The sequence below is a fragment of the Vibrio sp. ZOR0018 genome (assembly GCF_963865925.1).
Lineage (GTDB): Bacteria > Pseudomonadota > Gammaproteobacteria > Enterobacterales > Vibrionaceae > Vibrio > Vibrio anguillarum.
On the sequence record NZ_CAWMCN010000108.1, the window covers coordinates 1 to 18,430 of the forward strand.

The window sequence follows — 18,430 nt, forward strand, 5'->3', positions numbered from 1 at the left end:
AAAAAAAATTAAAGGCGCGATGGCAGACTGGTTATGCAGCGGATTGCAAATCCGTGGACCTCGGTTCGACTCCGGGTCGCGCCTCCAAAAACAAAAAAAGACGCTTTTTAGCGTCTTTTTTTGATCTATGTGATTAAGAATCAACAGCCTGCTTAGAAATAACGCCATCGGTATGATGGCGTTAACATGACATTGACAGCAATGCACAGAGGTGAGTGTTAAGCCGCCTTTTCGGTTTGATAATTTCCCAGTAGGGCACTGTAAATTTCTTGGTCGCTTAAGACGCCGACGAGCTGATTATTTTCCATCAGAAGAATCGGATTTTGAGTTCGATGTTTCAACTCAATCGCGCTACGCATATCAATATCAGGTGTTGTAATGATCATCATCGATGAATCAATGTTCGACATATCCCTGACTTGGGTATCCCAGTGGATAAGAGCGGTCGACGTTGCTCCATATAGTGTCAGAGTTTTATCATGTTGTGCGACCCAAACATCCTGTTTTTTGCAGACCTGCCAACGTTCGTCTTGTTGCTTTAACTGTTCGATGGGCTGCATTAACGAACGTCCTTTTAGTACGTTAAGAGGGTTAGTGTGTGCCACGAACTCTTTGACGTAGTCCGTTTTGGGTGTAAGGACAATTTCTTCTGGCTTACCGTGCTGAATCAGTTTTCCTGACTCCATAATCGCGATGTTATTGCCTATTTTTAGTGCTTCATCTAAGTCGTGGCTAACAAATAAGATGGTTTTGTTGAGTTTGCTTTGTAGATCTAATAACTCATCTTGCAGTTGCGCACGAATCAGCGGATCAAGTGCTGAGAATGGTTCGTCCATTAACAGGATGTCACTGTCCATTGCAAAAGCACGTGCTAAACCGACACGTTGCTGCATGCCGCCAGAAAGTTCGTGGGGAAATTTATCTTCCCATTCAGCAAGACCAACCATTGTTAGCTGTTCACGAGCACGTTGGTGGCGTTTTTTCTTACTCATTCCTTGCATTTCTAAGCCAAAGGCCACGTTATCTAAAACCGATAACCAAGGCATAAGGGCAAACTTTTGAAACACCATCGAGACACGATTCGTCCTTAAATGCTGAAGCGTTGCTTTATCACAGCTGGCAAGGTCAACAAAGCGTTCGCCATCTTTTAATTCTAATGATCCCCGGCTGATGGTATTCAAGCCATTCACCGCGCGCAGCAAGCTCGATTTCCCTGAACCAGACAGCCCCATCAAGACGCAAATCTCGCCTTCTTTAACAGTAAGGCTGACATTGTTTACCCCTACGACTTGACCGCAGGCATCGATAATCTCTTGGCGAGATTCACCCGCGTCGAGTCGTTGCAGTGCTTCATTTGGGTTCTGACCAAAGATAACATCGAGGTTTTTAATGGTAATTGCGTCCATGATTATGCGTCCTTATTATTTTGATGTGGGGTTTTGCATAAACGATCAAGAATGATGGCGACTAAAACGATGGCTAAACCAGCTTCAAAACCTTGAGAAATATTGACGGTGTTGAGTGCACGAATCACGGGTTTGCCAAGGCCGTCAGCACCAACTAAGGCGGCAATCACAACCATTGAGAGTGATAACATAATGCACTGAGTGATCCCTGCCATTATGCTGGGTAGCGCTGCTGGCAACTCCACTTTGAGCAGTAAGTTCATACGGCTAGAGCCGAATGCTTTACCCGCTTCAACTAACTCTTCCGGTACCTTAGTAATCCCAAGATAGGTGAGGCGAATGGGGGCGGCGATGGCAAAGATAATGGTCGAAATGAGCCCCGGAACAATACCCAAACCGAACAGAACTAGCGTTGGAATGAGGTAAACAAAGGTTGGTACTGTTTGCATTAAGTCAAGAATTGGGCGCATCAGCGTATAAAGCCATGGTCGATGCGCGGCGATAATGCCCAATGGTACGCCAATTAATACGGAAATCGTTGTCGCGGCAAACACCAAGACAAAGGTTTCCAGCATTTCTTGCCAGTAGCCAAGGTTTAGAATAAGCAGTAGGGCAGCAATAACAAATACCACCAATGAAATCTGACGATGTAGATACCATGCAATGGCTGCGGTGACTAAAATCGGCACGGCAGGGGGCATCCATTTAAACACATCAACTAAAGATAAAATGATGGTCTCAAGTAAGTAGGAAACAGTATCAAAAAATGTGGCTGCATGGATGGTCAGCCAGTCAACGCCACTTTCCATCCAACGACCTAAGGGGATTTTGTTCTCTGTAATAAAATTCACGGTATAGCCTTTTGGAAGGTGAAATGCTCACCTCCTCCTTTAAATTAATTTATGCTTTAAATGGCGCTAAATAGTTGCTGATAGCTTGTTGTGCAGGTGTTCCAGCTTTAGTTTTTACATTCTTTAGCCATGGAACAATACTTTCTGGATGTTTGATTAACCATTGGCGAGCGGCTTGTTCTGGTAACACGCCTTGGTTGAGAATGGATTCCATCAGTTGGTTTTCCATTTCAAGCGAGAAGGATAGGTTTTTTAATAAATTACCGACATTTGGGCATTGTGCTAGGTAGTTTTGACGCACATTGGTGTAGACATTTGCACCACCGTAGTTTGGGCCAAAGTAATCGTCACCGCCATCAAGGTATTCCATTTCAACATTGCTGTTCATTGGGTGCGGAGCCCAACCTAGAAACACAATCCACTGATTACGACGTACTGAGCGTGCCACTTGTGACACCATGCCCGCTTCACTTGACTCAACAACGCTAAAATCTTTCAGCTCAAAAGCGTTTTCATCAACCATCGATTGGATCAAGCGATTACCGTCATTGCCCGGTTCAATACCATAGATTTTGCCGCGAAATTTATCTGAAAATTGAGCGATATCAGCAAACGATTGGACACCGGCATCATAAACGTACTTAGGCACAGCGAGTGTGTATTTTGCTCCTTCCAAGTTAGCGCGTAGAGTTTCAACCGTTCCAGCTTCACGGTATTTGGCAATATCGCCTTCCATGGTTGGCATCCAATTACCGAGGAATACATCAATGTCACCGTTTGCCATAGATGAGTAGGTCACGGGTACTGAGAGTAAATCGATTTTTGTCTGATAGCCTAACCCTTTGAGCAGCTCTGTGGTTATTGCTGTCGTGGCGGTAATGTCTGTCCAACCCACATCAGCAAAGCGCACCGTATCGCATTGATTGGCGTAAGCGTTGGCGCTGAGCAGAGTCGTCATTGCAAGTGTGAGCACGGTTTTTTTAGTAATAGACATGTTATTTCCTTGTATTTTTGACTGACTTTATAAATTTTATGAGTAAGCGTCCGGCTTTCTCATTGGTGGTTTTATTCTTTGTTTGGTTTGCCAGTCTGGTGCAATCCATACTGGAGCTTCAGTACTGGCTAATAGCGGTTTGCCTAAAATAAGATCGGCGGCGCGCTCTGCGACCATAATGGTTGGCGCATTCAGGTTCCCGTTGGGAATGCTTGGGAATATCGAGGAATCCACCACGCGTAAAGCTTGAATTCCGCGCACTTGGCATTGGTCATTCACCACGGCCATTGGGTCGTCATCTGCGCCCATTTTGCAGCTGCAAGAGGGGTGATAAGCGCTTTCCACATTCTGTTTGACCCATGAATCAATATCGTCATCGCTTTGGATCTCTTCCCCCGGTTGAATTTCTTCGCCCCGATAAGTATCCAATGCTGGTTGCGCTAGAATTTCGCGGGTGAGACGAATGCAATCGCGCCAATCTTGGCGATCTTGTTCGGTTGATAGGTAATTAAATGCGATAGAGGGTGAAACCGTTGGATCGCGAGAGACAATTTGTACTTGTCCTCGGCTTTCTGGTTTATTGGGCCCCACATGAACTTGGAAGCCGTGACCATCAAAGGCCGCTTGGCCGTCGTACCGCATCGCAGCAGGTAAAAAGTGGTATTGAATATTTGGCCATTTGAGCCCTGCGCGAGAGCGAATAAACGCGCACGACTCGAAGTGGTTGGTTGCCCCTAATCCTTTACGAGTTAAGATCCATTCAGTGCCGATAAGCCCTTTGCTGATTAAACCGAGTTTACTGTTTAGTGTGATCGGCTGTTTGCAGTGGTATTGAAAATAGATCTCTAAGTGATCTTGCAGGTTTTGACCCACGCCAGGCAGGTCTTGCTCCAGTTTCACACCAACTTGTTCAAGCAGCGCTTTAGGGCCAATACCCGAAAGTTGCAAAAGTTGAGGAGATCCTATAGAACCAGCACTTGAGATCACTTCTCGCAAGCAAAACGCTTGTTGGATCTTGCCTGATTTTTCAAACTCAACGCCGATGGCCTTTTGCTCTTCAATCAAGATCTTATGTGCCACAATTCCTGTCTTTACGGTGAGGTTCGGTCGCTTCATCGCGCGGCGTAAATAGGCATTGGACGTTGAGGCGCGAACTCCAGAATCTACCGTCATATGCATTGGTCCGAAACCTTCCTGCTGATAAGCATTGTAATCGTCAGTTTCTGGATAACCGGCTTCTTTGCCCGCATCGATGAAGGCTTGATAAAGTGGGTTCAATTGCATGTCGTTACCGTTACAAGTACCGACGGGCCCGTTGCCTCCACGATAAGCGTTCTCGCCACCTATCCAAGATTCAGCGCGGCGAAAATAGGGTAAACAATTTTGATAATTCCAACCTTTAGCGCCCAGTGATTCCCATTCATCAAAATCGCAAGCGTGACCACGAACATATACCATGCCATTAATAGACGAGCTGCCACCGAGTACTTTTCCCCGTGGGCAATGTAACTGACGCCCGTCAAGATCGGGCTCTGATTCGGTTTCAAATTGCCATGCGTATTTTTCGCTGTTCATCGGGTAAGAAAGGGCGGTTGGCATTTGAATAAAAATGCTTTTATCGCTACCACCTGCTTCGAGCAGTAAAACCTGATGCTCGCCAGACTCGGTTAAGCGATCGGCAAGAACACAACCTGCTGAGCCCGCACCGACGATAATGTAATCAAAGTGATTTAACATAGAAGGCTCCTTTGACGATTAAGCATATGGGCTAGCAAAATCATCTAGCTCCACTAAAATGCTTTTGGTTTGGGTATAGTGCTTAAGGGTTTCTATACCATTTTCACGGCCAATTCCGGAATGCTTATAACCACCAACAGGCATTTCTGCCGGAGAGTCTCCCCAAGTATTTATCCAGCAGATCCCGGCTTGAAGTTGGTGAATTACTCGGTGTGCACGTGAAAGGTTCTGTGTGAACACTCCTGCCGCTAAGCCATATTGAGTACCATTCGCGCGCGCGATCACTTCGTCTTCATCGCTAAATTTAAGCACTGACATTACAGGGCCAAAGATTTCTTGCTGCACGTGAGGCATGTCATCAGTGCAATCAATGAAAACGGTTGGTGCAACAAAGTTGCCCTTATCTAGGCCGTTATCGGTAACTTGATAACCGCCAGTGAGCAAAGTTGCTTGGCTGGTTTTGGCTTGCTCAATCGCTGTGAGCACTTTGTTTAAATGAGGTTTGGAAATTAACGCGCCAATCTGGGTGTTGATATCCATAGGATCGCCAATCACTAATTGTTCAGTACGCAGCTTAAGCTGAGCGACAAATGCATCGTAGAGGCTGTCGTGTACGAAAACGCGCGTCCCATGGGTACACACTTCACCTTGGGTATAAAAGTTTGCCACCATGGCGGCGGAGACAGCTTGATCAAGCTTGGCATCATCAAAAATAATGAGCGGTGACTTTCCGCCCAATTCCATAGTGACAGACTTCAAGCTGCGAGCGCTGTCCGCCATTACGGCTTTCCCGGTACCCGATTCACCGGTAAAAGAGACTTTGGCAATGTCAGGGTGGGCTGTCAGCATTTGACCTACGCGGTAATCACCTTGAACCACGTTAAAGACGCCGTCTGGCACTCCCGCTTCACTGAAGATCTCTGCCAGTTTTAATGCGCTTAATGGCGTTTCCTCTGAGGGCTTGAAAATCATCACATTGCCGGCAGCCAGTGCTGGCGCTGATTTCCACATCGCGATTTGAATCGGATAATTCCATGCGCCAATGCCCGCGCAGATGCCTAATGGCTCGCGGCGAGTATAAAAAAACTGATGTTCATTGATCGGCTGTTGCTCGCCTTGAAGCGATGGGGCTAAATTTGCAAAGTACTCAATGACGTCTGCGCCAGTCGCAATATCAACGCAATTGGCTTCTTGAATCGGCTTACCGGTATCGAGAACTTCAAGTACAGCAAGTTCATCGTTTCGTTCTCTAAGTATTTTTACTGCTTTTAGCAAAATACGGCTGCGTTCTGTCGCGGTCATTCTTGACCATATCGCGAATCCTTGCTTGGCTGAGGTGATAGCTTGTTCAATGTCATTGGCACTGGCGTGCTGCAATCTTGCTATCACCTCACCTGTTGCTGGGTTATAGGTATCGAAACGTTCTCCTGAAGTCGCAGATCGGAGCGTTCCGTTGATATAAAGCGATTGTATTTCCATTTTAAGGCCTGAAGTGAGTTGTTATTGCGCGTAAAACGCTAATTGTTTATTGAGGTAATCGTTAATGATGGAATGTGCTTGAGCAGGGTCTATCCCTTTGGGGTTTAATGCTCCGCGTAGCCAAATGCCATCAATCAGTGACGCGATGCCATGAGCCACGAGGTTGACTTGTTCTGATGGGAGCAGCGGCTTGAGTTCAATCTTAAGGTGAGAAAGTAAACGCTGTTCATTGACGTATTGCAGGCGATTTAACTGTGCGTCGTGCATGGAGTAAGCCCAAAACGCTAACCATGTTTTAACGACTTGGTTTTCCGCTTGGAACCCTTTGAAATTGCCGGTTACGATGGCATTAATGCGTTCGTAATGAGCCTCTTTTGGGAGTTGGTTTAAATGCTGAGTGATGGTGGTTGAAAGCTCACGTAAAACAACACGCATTGTCTCTTCCAATAATCCATGCTTGCCGCCAAAGTAGTGATTGATAATCCCTGTCGAGACACCTGCTTCTTTGCTGATTAAAGCGATACTTGCGCCATGTAATCCAACGCGTTCAATGACTGTCATTGTTGCGGCGACAAGTTGAGGTTTGCGTATGTCTGGCATCCCTACCTTTGGCATAATTCATCCTGATTATTTTATATTGAACGATTAGTTAAATATAAAATGCCATGATAATGCTTAGAGTTCAAATCTATTTTTGCGTAATAATTGCCATTGAATTTGCATGGTTAATAATAAATATTATTTTAATTCAATTGATTACAATTAATTTTCCATAATTGTTTAGTGTGAAAAATATTTGAAGTCACCGTGTTTTTTGTTCGGTGCTAGCTTCTATCGTTCATCGAAGAAATCTTTATTGCGGATGTATTTACTCATGAGGTGATAAGAGAAGGGGCGAACTAGCCAGCTCAATAAAGACCTGCCTAATCGAATGAACGTTGGTGTGTTTTCGTAAATACGCCCATTGTAAAGCCACAGCAATTTACCCACATGCCAATAGATTAAAGGAATGGGTGGCATAAAGGTGACGATGTCGAGGTCACAACAGATACGATAGGTTTTGTGACTAAGCGCGTAGCGTTGACGAAAACGCCAATTACCAATCGCGGGTTGGCCGAATGTCACAATGCGTTTGATGCATTTTGGGTATTTCTTTTCGATGTAGTCAGCAAAGATACACCCAATAGCCCCACCCGAAGAGTGACCAGTGATGGCAATGCGTTTGCCGCTCTCGATCAGAGGAACAACGACGGCTTCCAGCCGTTGTAAAACCGATAGGCCGAGTTTATCTTCGTTGCGCGTTGGCAGGCTTTCTTGATGCAGGAGATGGTAAAAGCCCGCATGAATACGGTAATCCAATCCTAAGTGCTGACAACTGCGTGTCCACATTGCAAAGTTCAAAAGCCAATCACTGACACTGTGCGAACCTTTAATGACGACCACGGCCTCTTCTTGGTTTTTACTCCACAGCACTCGAATCATGATTTTACCAAACTGGTTACGGATGATGTGCTGACCGTTCGGGTCAAAACCGTAACGTGTCTGCCTAAACACTCTGGGATAAGCAAGGTTGCACAGCACGGCATAGCGTTCGTATTGATAGCGTTTAAGTGGTTTCACATGACAGATCTCGAAGATATTGAGCTAACGTAGCGATTGAATGTGAATGCTTTATGAACGGTGCAGTTTAGGGTGGGGGAGTCTTTGTATTTAAATGCAGTCAGCCATAAAGATGCGAAGGACAGAATGTCAAAATTCCCTCCCCTTCAAGGGGAGGGGTAGGGTCTGTACACCCCCTCCTAACCTCCCCCTGAAAGGGGGAGGAACAGAACGGTTCAGCTTCCACTCTAGAGCATAATGGGGCAAAAATGAGCCAGCGAAGATCGGCCTGATACAAGTTTGGACAGAAGCGTGTCAGTGACTTTGCTAAATTAGTAATTTTTTAATTACTTGAAGTACTGAAAACTAGGTTAACGGTGATAAAATTTATTGAGCCTCGCCCACCGAAAATGTACTATACACACTGTGTTTCATAGAGGTGACAGTTCTTAATAGCTGTCCACTCTTAGAAGTAAGAGTGAAACTAATTTCGAAGGGTTCGCCCTTAGTGTATCTTGTATATGCTTACTCCAGTAGGAGTGTTAACTTATTGTAACTAAACTACTTCTATGAAGCACACCCTCAACATTAGGAGAAGATGGTGGCTTTAGCTGACAATATTTGGTGGACAAGAAAAGCACGAATTCAAACTGAAAAACGACTTTTGTCTAACGCCTTTCACTCACAGGTAATACTACTCTGGTATTCATTCTTCTCTGTCGCCGTATCCGTTTATTATCTAAAGAACCCACAAAATGGAATCGAAGCGATCTCTTGGGTTGTATATTCTGTCCTAGTACTTTGCATTTCAGGATTCATCAATGGACTTTCGTTTAAGGAAAGAGCAAACCTAATCAAAGAATGTTATGAAAGTTTGAATAGCATTATGCATCACGCCTCCAAGCCAAATGCTGAAAATGCTGATTTGGCCAATTTATCAACAACCTACGAATCTAAGCTAAATGCTTGTGAAAACCACACTGATAAAGATTTTGCCATCGCACTATGCCAAGAGTATTGGGCAAGTACTAGCACCGTAAGGCAAGTAAGCAAAGATTTCCATTCAGACACCTCGGAAAACAAACAAAAACCAAAACAAGCTCTTACTAGAATACCCACATCACATCACTGGTTTTTAGCGGCATCTTATTTTATTGCTAGGTTGTTAACTCTTGTATTTTTTTATGTATTGCCTGTACTGATATTGCTTGCATTAAACTCGTCTTTATTCTTATCCGCTCCAACGTGTAATGGTGGATAAAATGCGTGTAGAAGACCAATTCAATAAAGAGTTTAGGCACGAGAATCTAAAAGAAATCTTTTCCAATCATGTTGTATATTCTGGTGCGACTGGCATAGACAATATGAATCAGTATGCTTTTAGAAAACAGTTAGACCCGCAAGTCGAAATCATTTCTCGTAAAATGATTGAAGGTTCGTATACGTTTTCCAAGTACAAGCTAAAATTGCTGACTAAAGGGAGAAATAAAGCTCCTCGTGAAATCTCTATCCCTACAGTGAGAGATAGAATTGCATTACGTGCTATGTGTAACTTTCTACAAGAGCGATTTGCAGAATCAGTGAAGTTCACGCTTCCTCAAGATGTCATTAAAGATGTCAAAGCTCACGCTTTATCTGGTGACTTTGATAGCTATATTAAGTTAGATGTTTCGAATTTTTACCCATCGATCAGACATAAAAACCTACGCTCTCAATTGAGAAAGCGCATTAGGCAAGATCACATACTAGACATGATCTTTTCGGCTGTGACAGCCCCTTCAGTTCTAGTTTCGAGAAAGGATGATGAGCCGAGTGAAGTCGGCGTACCTCAAGGATTGGCTATTTCCAACATCCTTGCAGCGATCTACCTCCAAAACATTGACAAGTTCTTATCTGAATTGCCTAACGTAAAATGCTACCGCTACGTTGATGATGTATTAGTTCTTTGTTCTGCTGATCAAGCACACGATCTAGCACAAATCATTATCAAGAAGTTTCGCAATATTGGTTTAAAAATACACTGCCCTGTGAAAGTACCAGAGAAGTCAAAAATTGACTCACTTGCTAATGGTTTTGATTATCTTGGGTATCAATTCACCAATGAGCATATCTCTGCAAGAAACGGTTCGATTGAAAAGTTAAAGGCTTCTCTTGCTGGGATTTTCACAAGCTATAAGCACTCTAAAAATAAGAGCTTAAAAATTTTAGAATGGCGATTGAACCTACGAATCACTGGCTGTGTGTTTGAGAAGAAATGCAAGGGTTGGCAATTTTTCTTCGCTGAGATCAATGATGAAAAGCTACTCCACAGATTAGATCACTATGTCCTGCGCCTATGTAAGCGTTTTGGGGTAGAAATGAGACCTAAAAAGTTTGTTCGTACTTTCAAAGAAATTAGCCACAACAAATATAACACCAGTTATGTACCAAACTTCGACCAGTATGACATACCTGAGATGAAAGAGGTTTTAGTTCAATATTTTAGTTTTGATTTGACCAATATGGTTGATGAAGAAGTTCGTTACCACTTCCATAAAAAAATAGGTTCTCAAGTTAAAGAGCTAGAAGTTGATGTGAAAGATTTTGGCTACTAGGTTAAGTGTAAAACAAGGGAATATGTCCCTCGTTCTTTTAAAAACCAGACTAGCATTAGGAAAAATAGGGCAAATGGTGATTCTAAGACGTGAGATCTAAATAGTGGCCAACTTGAAATGGAGCAAAAACATTCCAACAAACTATATCGCTCATCATAAATAGCATACCCAATACTCACGAAACTAATTCCCTCCCCCTAAAAGAGGAGGAACACCCCGTCATAAGCTTCTACTCGAAAGCATAATGAGCGTGTTTAAGTTGTTTATATAACTTCTGCCAAGTGTTTTGACAGAGGAAAACTGACAAGTTTTGTTGTAAATGATCAAGTTTGATTAGAAGCGATCATACTATATTAATTATTTTCCTATACCTGTCGGCCCCTAGTATTCACGGTAAGGTGTTTATTTCTCTCTGATATTCCTCTTTATGGCTACCTCTTTAGGGTAGTTTGAGTTTGTAATTGATTTACATCAGTAATTCATTTTCTTTCATAATTAAAAATCTCGCTCAATGAAACGTTACCATAATTAGGAACCCATATGAGCAGGATGAAGCTGGTTGTCATCGGTAATGGCATGGTTGGCCATCGCTATATCGAAGATTTGGTCGAAAAAATGGAGGCATCGGCTGTTGATGTCACGGTTTTTTGTGAGGAACCGCGTGTTGCCTACGATCGCGTCCATCTTTCTTCCTACTTTTCACACCATACCGCTGAAGAGCTTTCGCTTGTTAAGCCGGGTTTCTATCAAAAGCATGCGATTAATGTCTTGATGGGCGAGCGGGCGGTTAACATTAATCGCGAAAAGCGCGTGGTCTATTCAAATACTGGCCGTGAAGTGAGCTATGACAAATTAGTCTTGGCGACGGGCTCTTATCCCTTTGTACCGCCGATCAAAGGCAATGAAAGTAAAGACTGCTTTGTCTACCGCACCATTGAAGATCTAAAGGCCATCGAAACGTGCGCGAAAAAGAGCAAAAGTGGCGTAGTGATAGGCGGTGGTTTACTTGGCCTTGAAGCGGCTGGCGCGCTGAAAGCGTTGGGCGTACAAACCCATGTGATTGAGTTTGCTCCGGTATTAATGGCTGAGCAACTTGACTTGCAAGGCGGTTTACAACTGCGTAATAAAATTGAGCGGATGGGGGTGCAAGTTCACACTAGCAAAAATACGCTAGAGATCGTTGCTCAAGGCGAGACCGCTCGTAATACCATGAAGTTTGCCGACGGTTCGGATTTGGAAGTTGACTTCATCGTATTTTCCGCAGGGATACGTCCTCAGGACAAATTAGCTCGTGATATGGGTCTAGACATCGCGCCGCGTGGTGGGGTTGCCATTAACGATCACTGCCAAACATCCGATCCTGATATTTACGCGATTGGCGAATGTGCTTCTTGGAATCAAACTTTCTTCGGTCTGGTCGCTCCTGGTTACAAAATGGCAACGGTTGCGGTTGATCATCTTGTGGGCAATGAGAGCCAATTTAGTGGTGCAGACATGAGCGCCAAGCTCAAACTGCTGGGTGTGAAGGTGGGATCGATTGGTGATGCCAATGGACGAACTCCGGGTTGTAAAAGCTACGTCTATCAAAATGAAGAAGATGAAGTTTATAAGCGCATTATCGTTTCTGAAGATGGTAAAAAACTGCTTGGTGCAGTTTTAGTTGGCGACACGTCAGATTACGGCGATTTACTGCAACTCAAACTCAATGATATTGAGCTACCCAAACACCCAGACACCTTGATTCTACCTGCGCATGCTGGCGCTGAAAAACCCGCATTAGGCGCGGATGCACTACCTGATACTGCGGTGATCTGCTCTTGTTTTGATGTGACTAAAGCGAAAATTGCCCAAGCCGTGGCCGATGGTCATCATACGCTCGGCGCGATTAAAGCGGTGACAGGGGCAGGAACCGGTTGTGGTGGTTGCGTGCCTTTAGTGACGTCGGTTCTGAATGCTGAACTGGCTAAATCGGGTGTGGAAGTCAAAAACGACATTTGTGAGCACTTTGCGTATTCACGCCAAGAGCTGTTCCATTTGATCCGCATTAACGGCATCAAACGTTTTGATGAGATGTTGGCAAAACATGGACGCGGTTATGGGTGCGAAGTCTGCAAGCCAACAATTGGTTCTATTCTGGCCTCGTGTTGGGGGGATCATGTGCTCTCGCCATCGTTGGTCAGTTTGCAAGACACCAATGATAACTTCTTGGGCAACATGCAAAAAGACGGTACTTATTCGGTGATCCCACGCATGGCGGGTGGCGAAGTCACACCACAAGCGCTTGCGGTGCTAGCGAATGTCGCTCAAGAATACAAACTTTACACCAAAGTGACGGGCGCGCAGCGCATTGGTCTGTTTGGTGCTCAAAAAGACGATTTACCTGAGATTTGGCGCAAACTGATTGATGCTGGATACGAGACAGGCCAAGCCTATGCCAAAGCTCTGCGCATGGCAAAAACGTGTGTCGGTAGTACGTGGTGTCGTTTTGGTGTGCAAGACAGCGTCGGTTTGGGTGTGCTGATTGAAAACCGCTACAAAGGTATCCGTACACCACACAAGATGAAGTTTGGTGTCTCAGGTTGCACCCGCGAATGTGCCGAAGCGCAAGGGAAAGATTTAGGCCTGATCGCGACCGATGCGGGTTGGAATATGTATGTCTGCGGTAATGGTGGTATGAAGCCTCGACATGCCGATCTGCTGGCCTCTGATTTAGATGAAGCAACACTACTGAAATACATCGACCGTTTCATGATGTTCTACATTCGCACAGCCGATAAATTACAACGCACCTCAGTGTGGCTAGACAACCTAGAAGGTGGTGTTGATTACCTGCGTGAAGTGATTGTGGACGATAAGTTGGGCATTAACGATCAACTCGAAGCAGATGTGGCGAAGCTTATTGCTGATTATCGCTGTGAATGGACAGAAACGCTTAATCATCCTGAGCAATTAACTCGTTTTACTCACTTCATTAATTCTGATTTACGCGATGAGAACGTCGTGTTCGTCAGCGCTCGTGAGCAGCACCGTCCTGCGACTTATAGTGAAAAACACCCAGAAGCGAAAGGCGATATATTCCACATCGCGCTTGCTGATTCGGCAATCTCTACCCCTGTTTTGGAGAAATAACCATGGCCAATAACACAGTATTTCAAGCCATCTGTGACATTAATGACATTGTTCCCGGAACGGGTGTGTGTGCACTGGTGAATGGTGAGCAAGTGGCTCTCTTCCGTCCGACTGAGGCGCAAGAAGTGATGGCGATAAGCAATATGGATCCCTTTGCTCGAGCCAATGTGTTGTCACGCGGTTTTATTTGCCAACATCAAGAGCAGTTCTGGGTAGCAAGCCCGCTTAAAAAGCAGCGTTTCAATCTCATAACAGGCCAATGTATGGAAGACGAACGCTTTAGCGTGAAAGCTTATGCCGTGCGAGTCACCGACGGTGTGGTCGAAGTCGCGGCTTAACAGCCGCTTTTGAGACGATGAGATTCAATAGCAAAAAGGTTTCTTGTTCATCGAGTTCTCTTGGTGAAGCATCGATGGCTGGGAGCCTTTATCTATTCAATTTCCCTTTTTAATTTTAACTTTGGTGACAATAAGGACCATTATGTCTTATGTAAAACCTGCCGATTTTGTGCAAACAATGATTGACGCTGGCGAAAGCAAAATCTTCATGTCAACGCGCGATACCCTGATTCGCGGCATTATGGCGGGGGCGATTCTTGCTATCGCCGTCGCTGTGGCCATTACTGCGGCTGTGCAAACCGGAGTGCCTATTGTTGGTGCTCTGGTCTTCCCTGTGGGGTTTTGTATTTTGAACCTAATGGGCTTTGATTTATTAACGGGTGTTTTTGCTTTAGCGCCTTTAGCTTTGTTTGAAAAACGCGCCGGAGTAACCAAAGCGGGCGTTCTACGGAATTGGGGCTTGGTTGGGCTGGGTAACTTAATCGGTGCCGTTGCCGTCGCCTTTTTAGTGGCGCTAACCTTCACCATGAATTTCAGTATCGAGCCGAGCGCGGTTGGGCAAGCGTTTATCAAAGCGTCTACTGCTCGCACTCTTGGCTTTGCCGAACACGGTGTCAATGGCTGGATCACCGTGTTTGTGAAAGGCATCTTGTGTAACTGGATGGTGTGCCTAGGTGTTGTCGGTGCCATGACATCAACTACTGTGAGCGGCAAAGTGGTCGCGATGTGGCTACCTATTTTTATTTTCTTCGGTTTGGTTTTTGAACACGCCGTAGTGAATATGTACCTGTTCCCACTTGGCATGATGTTGGGCGCTAAATTCACCATCGTCGATTGGTTAGTATGGAACCAAATTCCGGCCACATTGGGTAACTTAGTGGGCGGCTTGTTATTTACCGGGTTAAGCCTTTACATGACTCACGGTAAAACCTTGCCACAACGCAACCTTGGCTAACCATTGTTAAGTGAGGTTTAACCTCGCTTAATGACGATATCCTTTTGTCGATAAGGTAGAGAGTAATCATGGTAAGCAGTGTAACGAGTCGCGGTTTTGTCTCTTTAGTAGGCGCAGGGCCGGGCGATCCCGATCTACTGACGGTTAAGGGGCTACGCGTGATCAGCCAAGCGCAAGTGGTGGTGTATGATCGTTTAGTTTCGCAAGCGATTTTAGATCTGGCGCCAAGCAGTGCGGAGATGATCTACGTTGGCAAACAGTTGGATTTTCATTGTGTGCCGCAAGATCAGATCAACCAAATTCTGGTCGATAAAGCCAAAGAAGGTAAAAAAGTTGTCCGTTTGAAAGGCGGCGATTCCTTTATTTTTGGCCGAGGTGGTGAAGAGCTCGAAACGCTGGCTGAACACCATATCGCTTATGAAGTGGTTCCGGGGATCACGGCGGCGGCAGGCTGCACGGCTTACGCGGGGATTCCGCTGACGCACCGTGATCACGCACAAAGTGTGCAGTTCATTACGGGTCACTTACAAAAAGAAGGTAAAGCGATCAATTGGCGATGTTTAGCGCAAGATAATCAAACCTTGGTTTTTTATATGGGGTTAAAGCAGTGCCCGAATATCACACGAAACTTGTTGGATGCTGGCCTGAGCGCAGAAACGCCTTGCGCGATTATCGAACGCGGCACTACAGATAAACAGAGAGTATTGACGGGTTCGCTTGACGATTTACCCCTTTTAGCGCAACAAGCACAAAGCCCAGCCTTGATTGTGGTCGGCAGTGTGACTCGCTTGCACGACAAATTGAAGTGGTTTGGCGTATACTAAGCGCAATTTGCAAAGCAGCGGCGAACAAGCCGCTGTTTTTGTTTCTATTTGAGAAGAGAGCTCATGGAAAAAGTTGCCATTCTTGTCGACGTTCAAAACGTCTATTACACCTGTAAAGAGAAGTACCGCCAGCATTTTGATTACAACCAATTTTGGTATGTAGCCACTCAAGGGCGAGAGGTGATTAAAGCCAATGCCTATGCGATTGCTAGCCAAGATCCTAAGCAGCGCCAGTTCCACCATATTTTGCGCGGTATTGGTTTTGAGGTTCAGCTTAAGCCCTTCATTCAGCGTCGTGATGGCAGTGCAAAAGGGGATTGGGATGTCGGTATTACTCTCGATGCGATTGAGCTGGCAGAGCAAGCGGATGTGATTGTTCTGGTATCAGGAGATGGTGATTTCGAGCTATTGGTCGAACGGATTAAACAGCGTTTTAACAAAAAAGTAGAAGTGTACGGAGTGCCAAGGCTGACGGCTCAAAGCCTTATTGATGTCGCCAGCCAGTTTGTTCCAATCGAGCAAGACTTACTGTTGTAGCTCACCTTCAGCAGGCACAATCTCACTATGTTGGGTATCTACCGTGCTGGTTGAAGCGGCTTGCTCTGCGTCTAATTTTTCACGTTCAGCTTTTGAAATATAACGAGGCTTATTGCTGCCGTGCAGCTTGGCATGCTTCTTTTTAAGATGCTTTTGCAGTGTTTGGTTAATTTTCTTTTTGCGGTTCATAGTCGTCTGCTCTTTGACACAAAGTCTGGGTACGTGAGGAACAAGGTGGCGCAGGATACTTGTTTTTATCTGCGATCTCAATGGGAGTTATTGGCAATGGAAAAAATGCATAGTGATCTTTTAACGGGAGAGCTGCTCAGTGAGTTTCGCACCGTAGAGGCGATGGTGAACATTTATTGTCAGCGCCATCATCGCTGTCAATCTGGCCTCTGTACGTGTTGCAAAACCTTGTTGGAATATGCGCAAGTACGTTTAGATCGCTGTCCTTATGGCCAACATAAACCCACCTGCAACCGTTGCCCAATTCATTGCTATAAGCCTGAGCCGAAAGAACAAATGAGATTGGTGATGCGTTACGCAGGGCCAAGAATGTTGCTCTCTCACCCTATATTGGCGATCCGCCATCTACTGCATGAAAAACGTGCACTACCAGAAAAACCAAAGGCGCATGCATCAAATCGCCATCAACGATTGAACCGTGCGCCTTGCGATAAAATATGATCCGCTTTGCTGCGACTTATTTCCCCGCCACCCACTGGCGTTTGGTTTTGAGGCTTGAAGCCAACATATAAATACAAGTCGCAAGTAAAGCAATAAAGAGATAACCCATTAAGCCTTGCGATCTTTGCATAAACCAATCAGCGATCACGGGGCCAACCACAGAGCCGATACTGTAGCTAAACAGCATAACTTGTGTCGCCGAGACAATGTAATTGGCATCGAGCTTATCACAACCTAAGTTGATGGCGATTGGGTACAGGGCAAACGTCGCCATGCCTAAAAAAAACAAGCTGGCAGCTAATATCATCATCGTTGAATCGAACAAGGTTATGGTAATCGCCGCAGAGCCAATCAAGCAAAACAGTGCCATTAATAGTGTTCGGCCCAAAAACTTTGATAGCCAAGGCACCATAGGTTGCACCGCCATGCCACCCAAAACTACAAGCGCCATTAAGCTGCCAATATCGGTATGGCTGATACCGCGTTGTTCCAATTCAACAGGCATTAGACCGTAGATAGCTCCCAAAGTGAGCCCTGAAACTCCGCAACCGAGCAAGGCGGCATGGTTTAGTTTGAGTACCTGTTTCAGTGATAGGCTGACGGCATGCTGAGTTGACGGTTGGTCAGATTCGCCATAAATCAGCACCACACTGGCGATTAATAGCAAGGTAATGATGGCAATGAAAGGCACGCCGCCTGATACGCCTAAATAACCAATCCCTAATTGGCCCAATGCCGTGCCGCCGTAAAGCGCCGCCATATAAATACCAAGGCGTTTTGCTCGGCCTTTTTCATCACCATGTAATAGCCAAGACTCGACAACGACAAAGACACCAGCCACCGCAATACCAGCAACAAAACGTGCCACTAACCAAGCACTGGCATAGTGCAGAGCAGGTAAGGCAAAAATGGTTAACATGAGCAGCGCTAAGCACCATACAAAAGCGTTTCGGTGGCCAACGCGGTTGACAACAGGTTCAACGACTAATGCGCCGATCAATAAGCCAGCGTAAAAGACACTGGCAAGCCAGCTTGCCAATGAGCTCTCAAGCCCGTAGTGCGGCAACATCAATGGGATCAGGCTCATTAAATAGCCTGAGGCAATCGCATAAAGCGATAGCGCAATGACCGGAACGGAAATGCGAGGTGAAGACGCGTTCACAGTAATGTTGTCCATTGACTTTGCCTCAAAACCAGAATTGATGGGATATTTTGCGGCGAATATGGAGCTGATATTGAGAAAGGTAAAACGAAAAATTATGTTCTTAACGATTAATTTTATTAATCGAAAATAAAG

General features: G+C 45.2%; 17 protein-coding genes and 1 tRNA gene. 9 read left to right on the forward strand and 9 right to left on the reverse strand.

Going from position 1 to position 18,430, the window contains the following annotated elements; genetic code table 11:
* The first annotated feature begins 13 nt into the window (after positions 1-13).
* Positions 14-87: transfer RNA gene (locus AACR75_RS08860), tRNA-Cys, on the forward strand.
* A 131-nt stretch (positions 88-218) separates the two neighbouring features.
* Here AACR75_RS08860 and choV read toward each other — a convergent pair.
* From choV to AACR75_RS08895, 7 genes are all read right to left on the reverse strand, one after another.
* Positions 219-1,406: a choline ABC transporter ATP-binding protein gene (choV, locus tag AACR75_RS08865; RefSeq protein WP_047689622.1), complete on the reverse strand. Its 1,188-nt coding sequence runs from the start codon at positions 1,404-1,406 to the stop codon at positions 219-221.
* Positions 1,407-1,408: 2 nt separating this feature from the next.
* Positions 1,409-2,257, reverse strand: a complete 849-nt coding sequence (gene choW, locus AACR75_RS08870; protein WP_017048787.1) for a choline ABC transporter permease subunit — start codon at positions 2,255-2,257, stop codon at positions 1,409-1,411.
* 49 nt (positions 2,258-2,306) lie between these two features.
* Positions 2,307-3,251, reverse strand: a complete 945-nt coding sequence (locus AACR75_RS08875; protein WP_047689625.1) for a choline ABC transporter substrate-binding protein — start codon at positions 3,249-3,251, stop codon at positions 2,307-2,309.
* 36 nt (positions 3,252-3,287) lie between these two features.
* On the reverse strand, positions 3,288-4,988 hold the full coding sequence (gene betA, locus AACR75_RS08880) for a choline dehydrogenase (protein ID WP_047689628.1): 1,701 nt from the start codon (positions 4,986-4,988) through the stop codon (positions 3,288-3,290).
* Between the two features lie 18 nt (positions 4,989-5,006).
* Positions 5,007-6,467, reverse strand: a complete 1,461-nt coding sequence (gene betB / locus AACR75_RS08885) for a betaine-aldehyde dehydrogenase (RefSeq protein WP_047689629.1) — start codon at positions 6,465-6,467, stop codon at positions 5,007-5,009.
* 21 nt (positions 6,468-6,488) lie between these two features.
* Positions 6,489-7,082: a transcriptional regulator BetI gene (betI, locus tag AACR75_RS08890; RefSeq protein WP_017046103.1), complete on the reverse strand. Its 594-nt coding sequence runs from the start codon at positions 7,080-7,082 to the stop codon at positions 6,489-6,491.
* A 216-nt stretch (positions 7,083-7,298) separates the two neighbouring features.
* A complete protein-coding gene (locus tag AACR75_RS08895) occupies positions 7,299-8,087 on the reverse strand; it encodes a lipase family protein (protein WP_013867930.1) in 789 nt (262 codons plus the stop codon).
* A gap of 577 nt (positions 8,088-8,664) precedes the next feature.
* Between AACR75_RS08895 and AACR75_RS08900 the strand changes: the two genes are divergently transcribed.
* The 7 genes from AACR75_RS08900 to AACR75_RS08930 all read left to right on the forward strand — a co-directional run bounded on the left by AACR75_RS08900 (position 8,665) and on the right by AACR75_RS08930 (position 16,443).
* A complete protein-coding gene (locus AACR75_RS08900; RefSeq protein ID WP_047689630.1) occupies positions 8,665-9,327 on the forward strand; it encodes an SLATT domain-containing protein in 663 nt (220 codons plus the stop codon).
* Position 9,328: 1 nt separating this feature from the next.
* Positions 9,329-10,660, forward strand: coding sequence for a reverse transcriptase domain-containing protein (locus AACR75_RS08905; RefSeq protein WP_047689631.1), 1,332 nt, complete (start codon positions 9,329-9,331; stop codon positions 10,658-10,660).
* 540 nt (positions 10,661-11,200) lie between these two features.
* Positions 11,201-13,789 (forward strand): nitrite reductase large subunit NirB, encoded by a 2,589-nt coding sequence (gene nirB / locus AACR75_RS08910; protein WP_047689633.1) that lies wholly within the window; start codon positions 11,201-11,203, stop codon positions 13,787-13,789.
* A gap of 2 nt (positions 13,790-13,791) precedes the next feature.
* On the forward strand, positions 13,792-14,127 hold the full coding sequence (gene nirD, locus AACR75_RS08915; RefSeq protein ID WP_047689635.1) for a nitrite reductase small subunit NirD: 336 nt from the start codon (positions 13,792-13,794) through the stop codon (positions 14,125-14,127).
* A gap of 142 nt (positions 14,128-14,269) precedes the next feature.
* On the forward strand, positions 14,270-15,082 hold the full coding sequence (locus tag AACR75_RS08920) for a formate/nitrite transporter family protein (protein WP_047689639.1): 813 nt from the start codon (positions 14,270-14,272) through the stop codon (positions 15,080-15,082).
* 68 nt (positions 15,083-15,150) lie between these two features.
* Positions 15,151-15,906 (forward strand): uroporphyrinogen-III C-methyltransferase, encoded by a 756-nt coding sequence (cobA, locus tag AACR75_RS08925; RefSeq protein ID WP_017047244.1) that lies wholly within the window; start codon positions 15,151-15,153, stop codon positions 15,904-15,906.
* A gap of 63 nt (positions 15,907-15,969) precedes the next feature.
* Complete coding sequence (locus tag AACR75_RS08930) at positions 15,970-16,443, forward strand: LabA-like NYN domain-containing protein (protein ID WP_010319683.1); 474 nt, start codon at positions 15,970-15,972, stop codon at positions 16,441-16,443.
* Here AACR75_RS08930 and AACR75_RS08935 read toward each other — a convergent pair.
* Positions 16,432-16,632, reverse strand: a complete 201-nt coding sequence (locus AACR75_RS08935) for a DUF2986 domain-containing protein (RefSeq protein ID WP_010319684.1) — start codon at positions 16,630-16,632, stop codon at positions 16,432-16,434. The genes AACR75_RS08930 and AACR75_RS08935 overlap by 12 nt on opposite strands.
* 96 nt (positions 16,633-16,728) lie before the next feature.
* Between AACR75_RS08935 and AACR75_RS08940 the strand changes: the two genes are divergently transcribed.
* Positions 16,729-17,133 carry a nitrous oxide-stimulated promoter family protein gene (locus AACR75_RS08940; RefSeq protein ID WP_202599014.1) on the forward strand — a complete coding sequence of 135 codons (405 nt, stop codon included), beginning with the start codon at positions 16,729-16,731 and terminating at the stop codon, positions 17,131-17,133.
* A gap of 16 nt (positions 17,134-17,149) precedes the next feature.
* Here the strand turns inward: AACR75_RS08940 and AACR75_RS08945 are convergent, their stop codons facing one another.
* Entirely contained in the window at positions 17,150-18,310 is a 1,161-nt protein-coding gene (locus AACR75_RS08945) for an MFS transporter (RefSeq protein WP_047689642.1), read from the reverse strand.
* Positions 18,311-18,430: the final 120 nt, after the last annotated feature.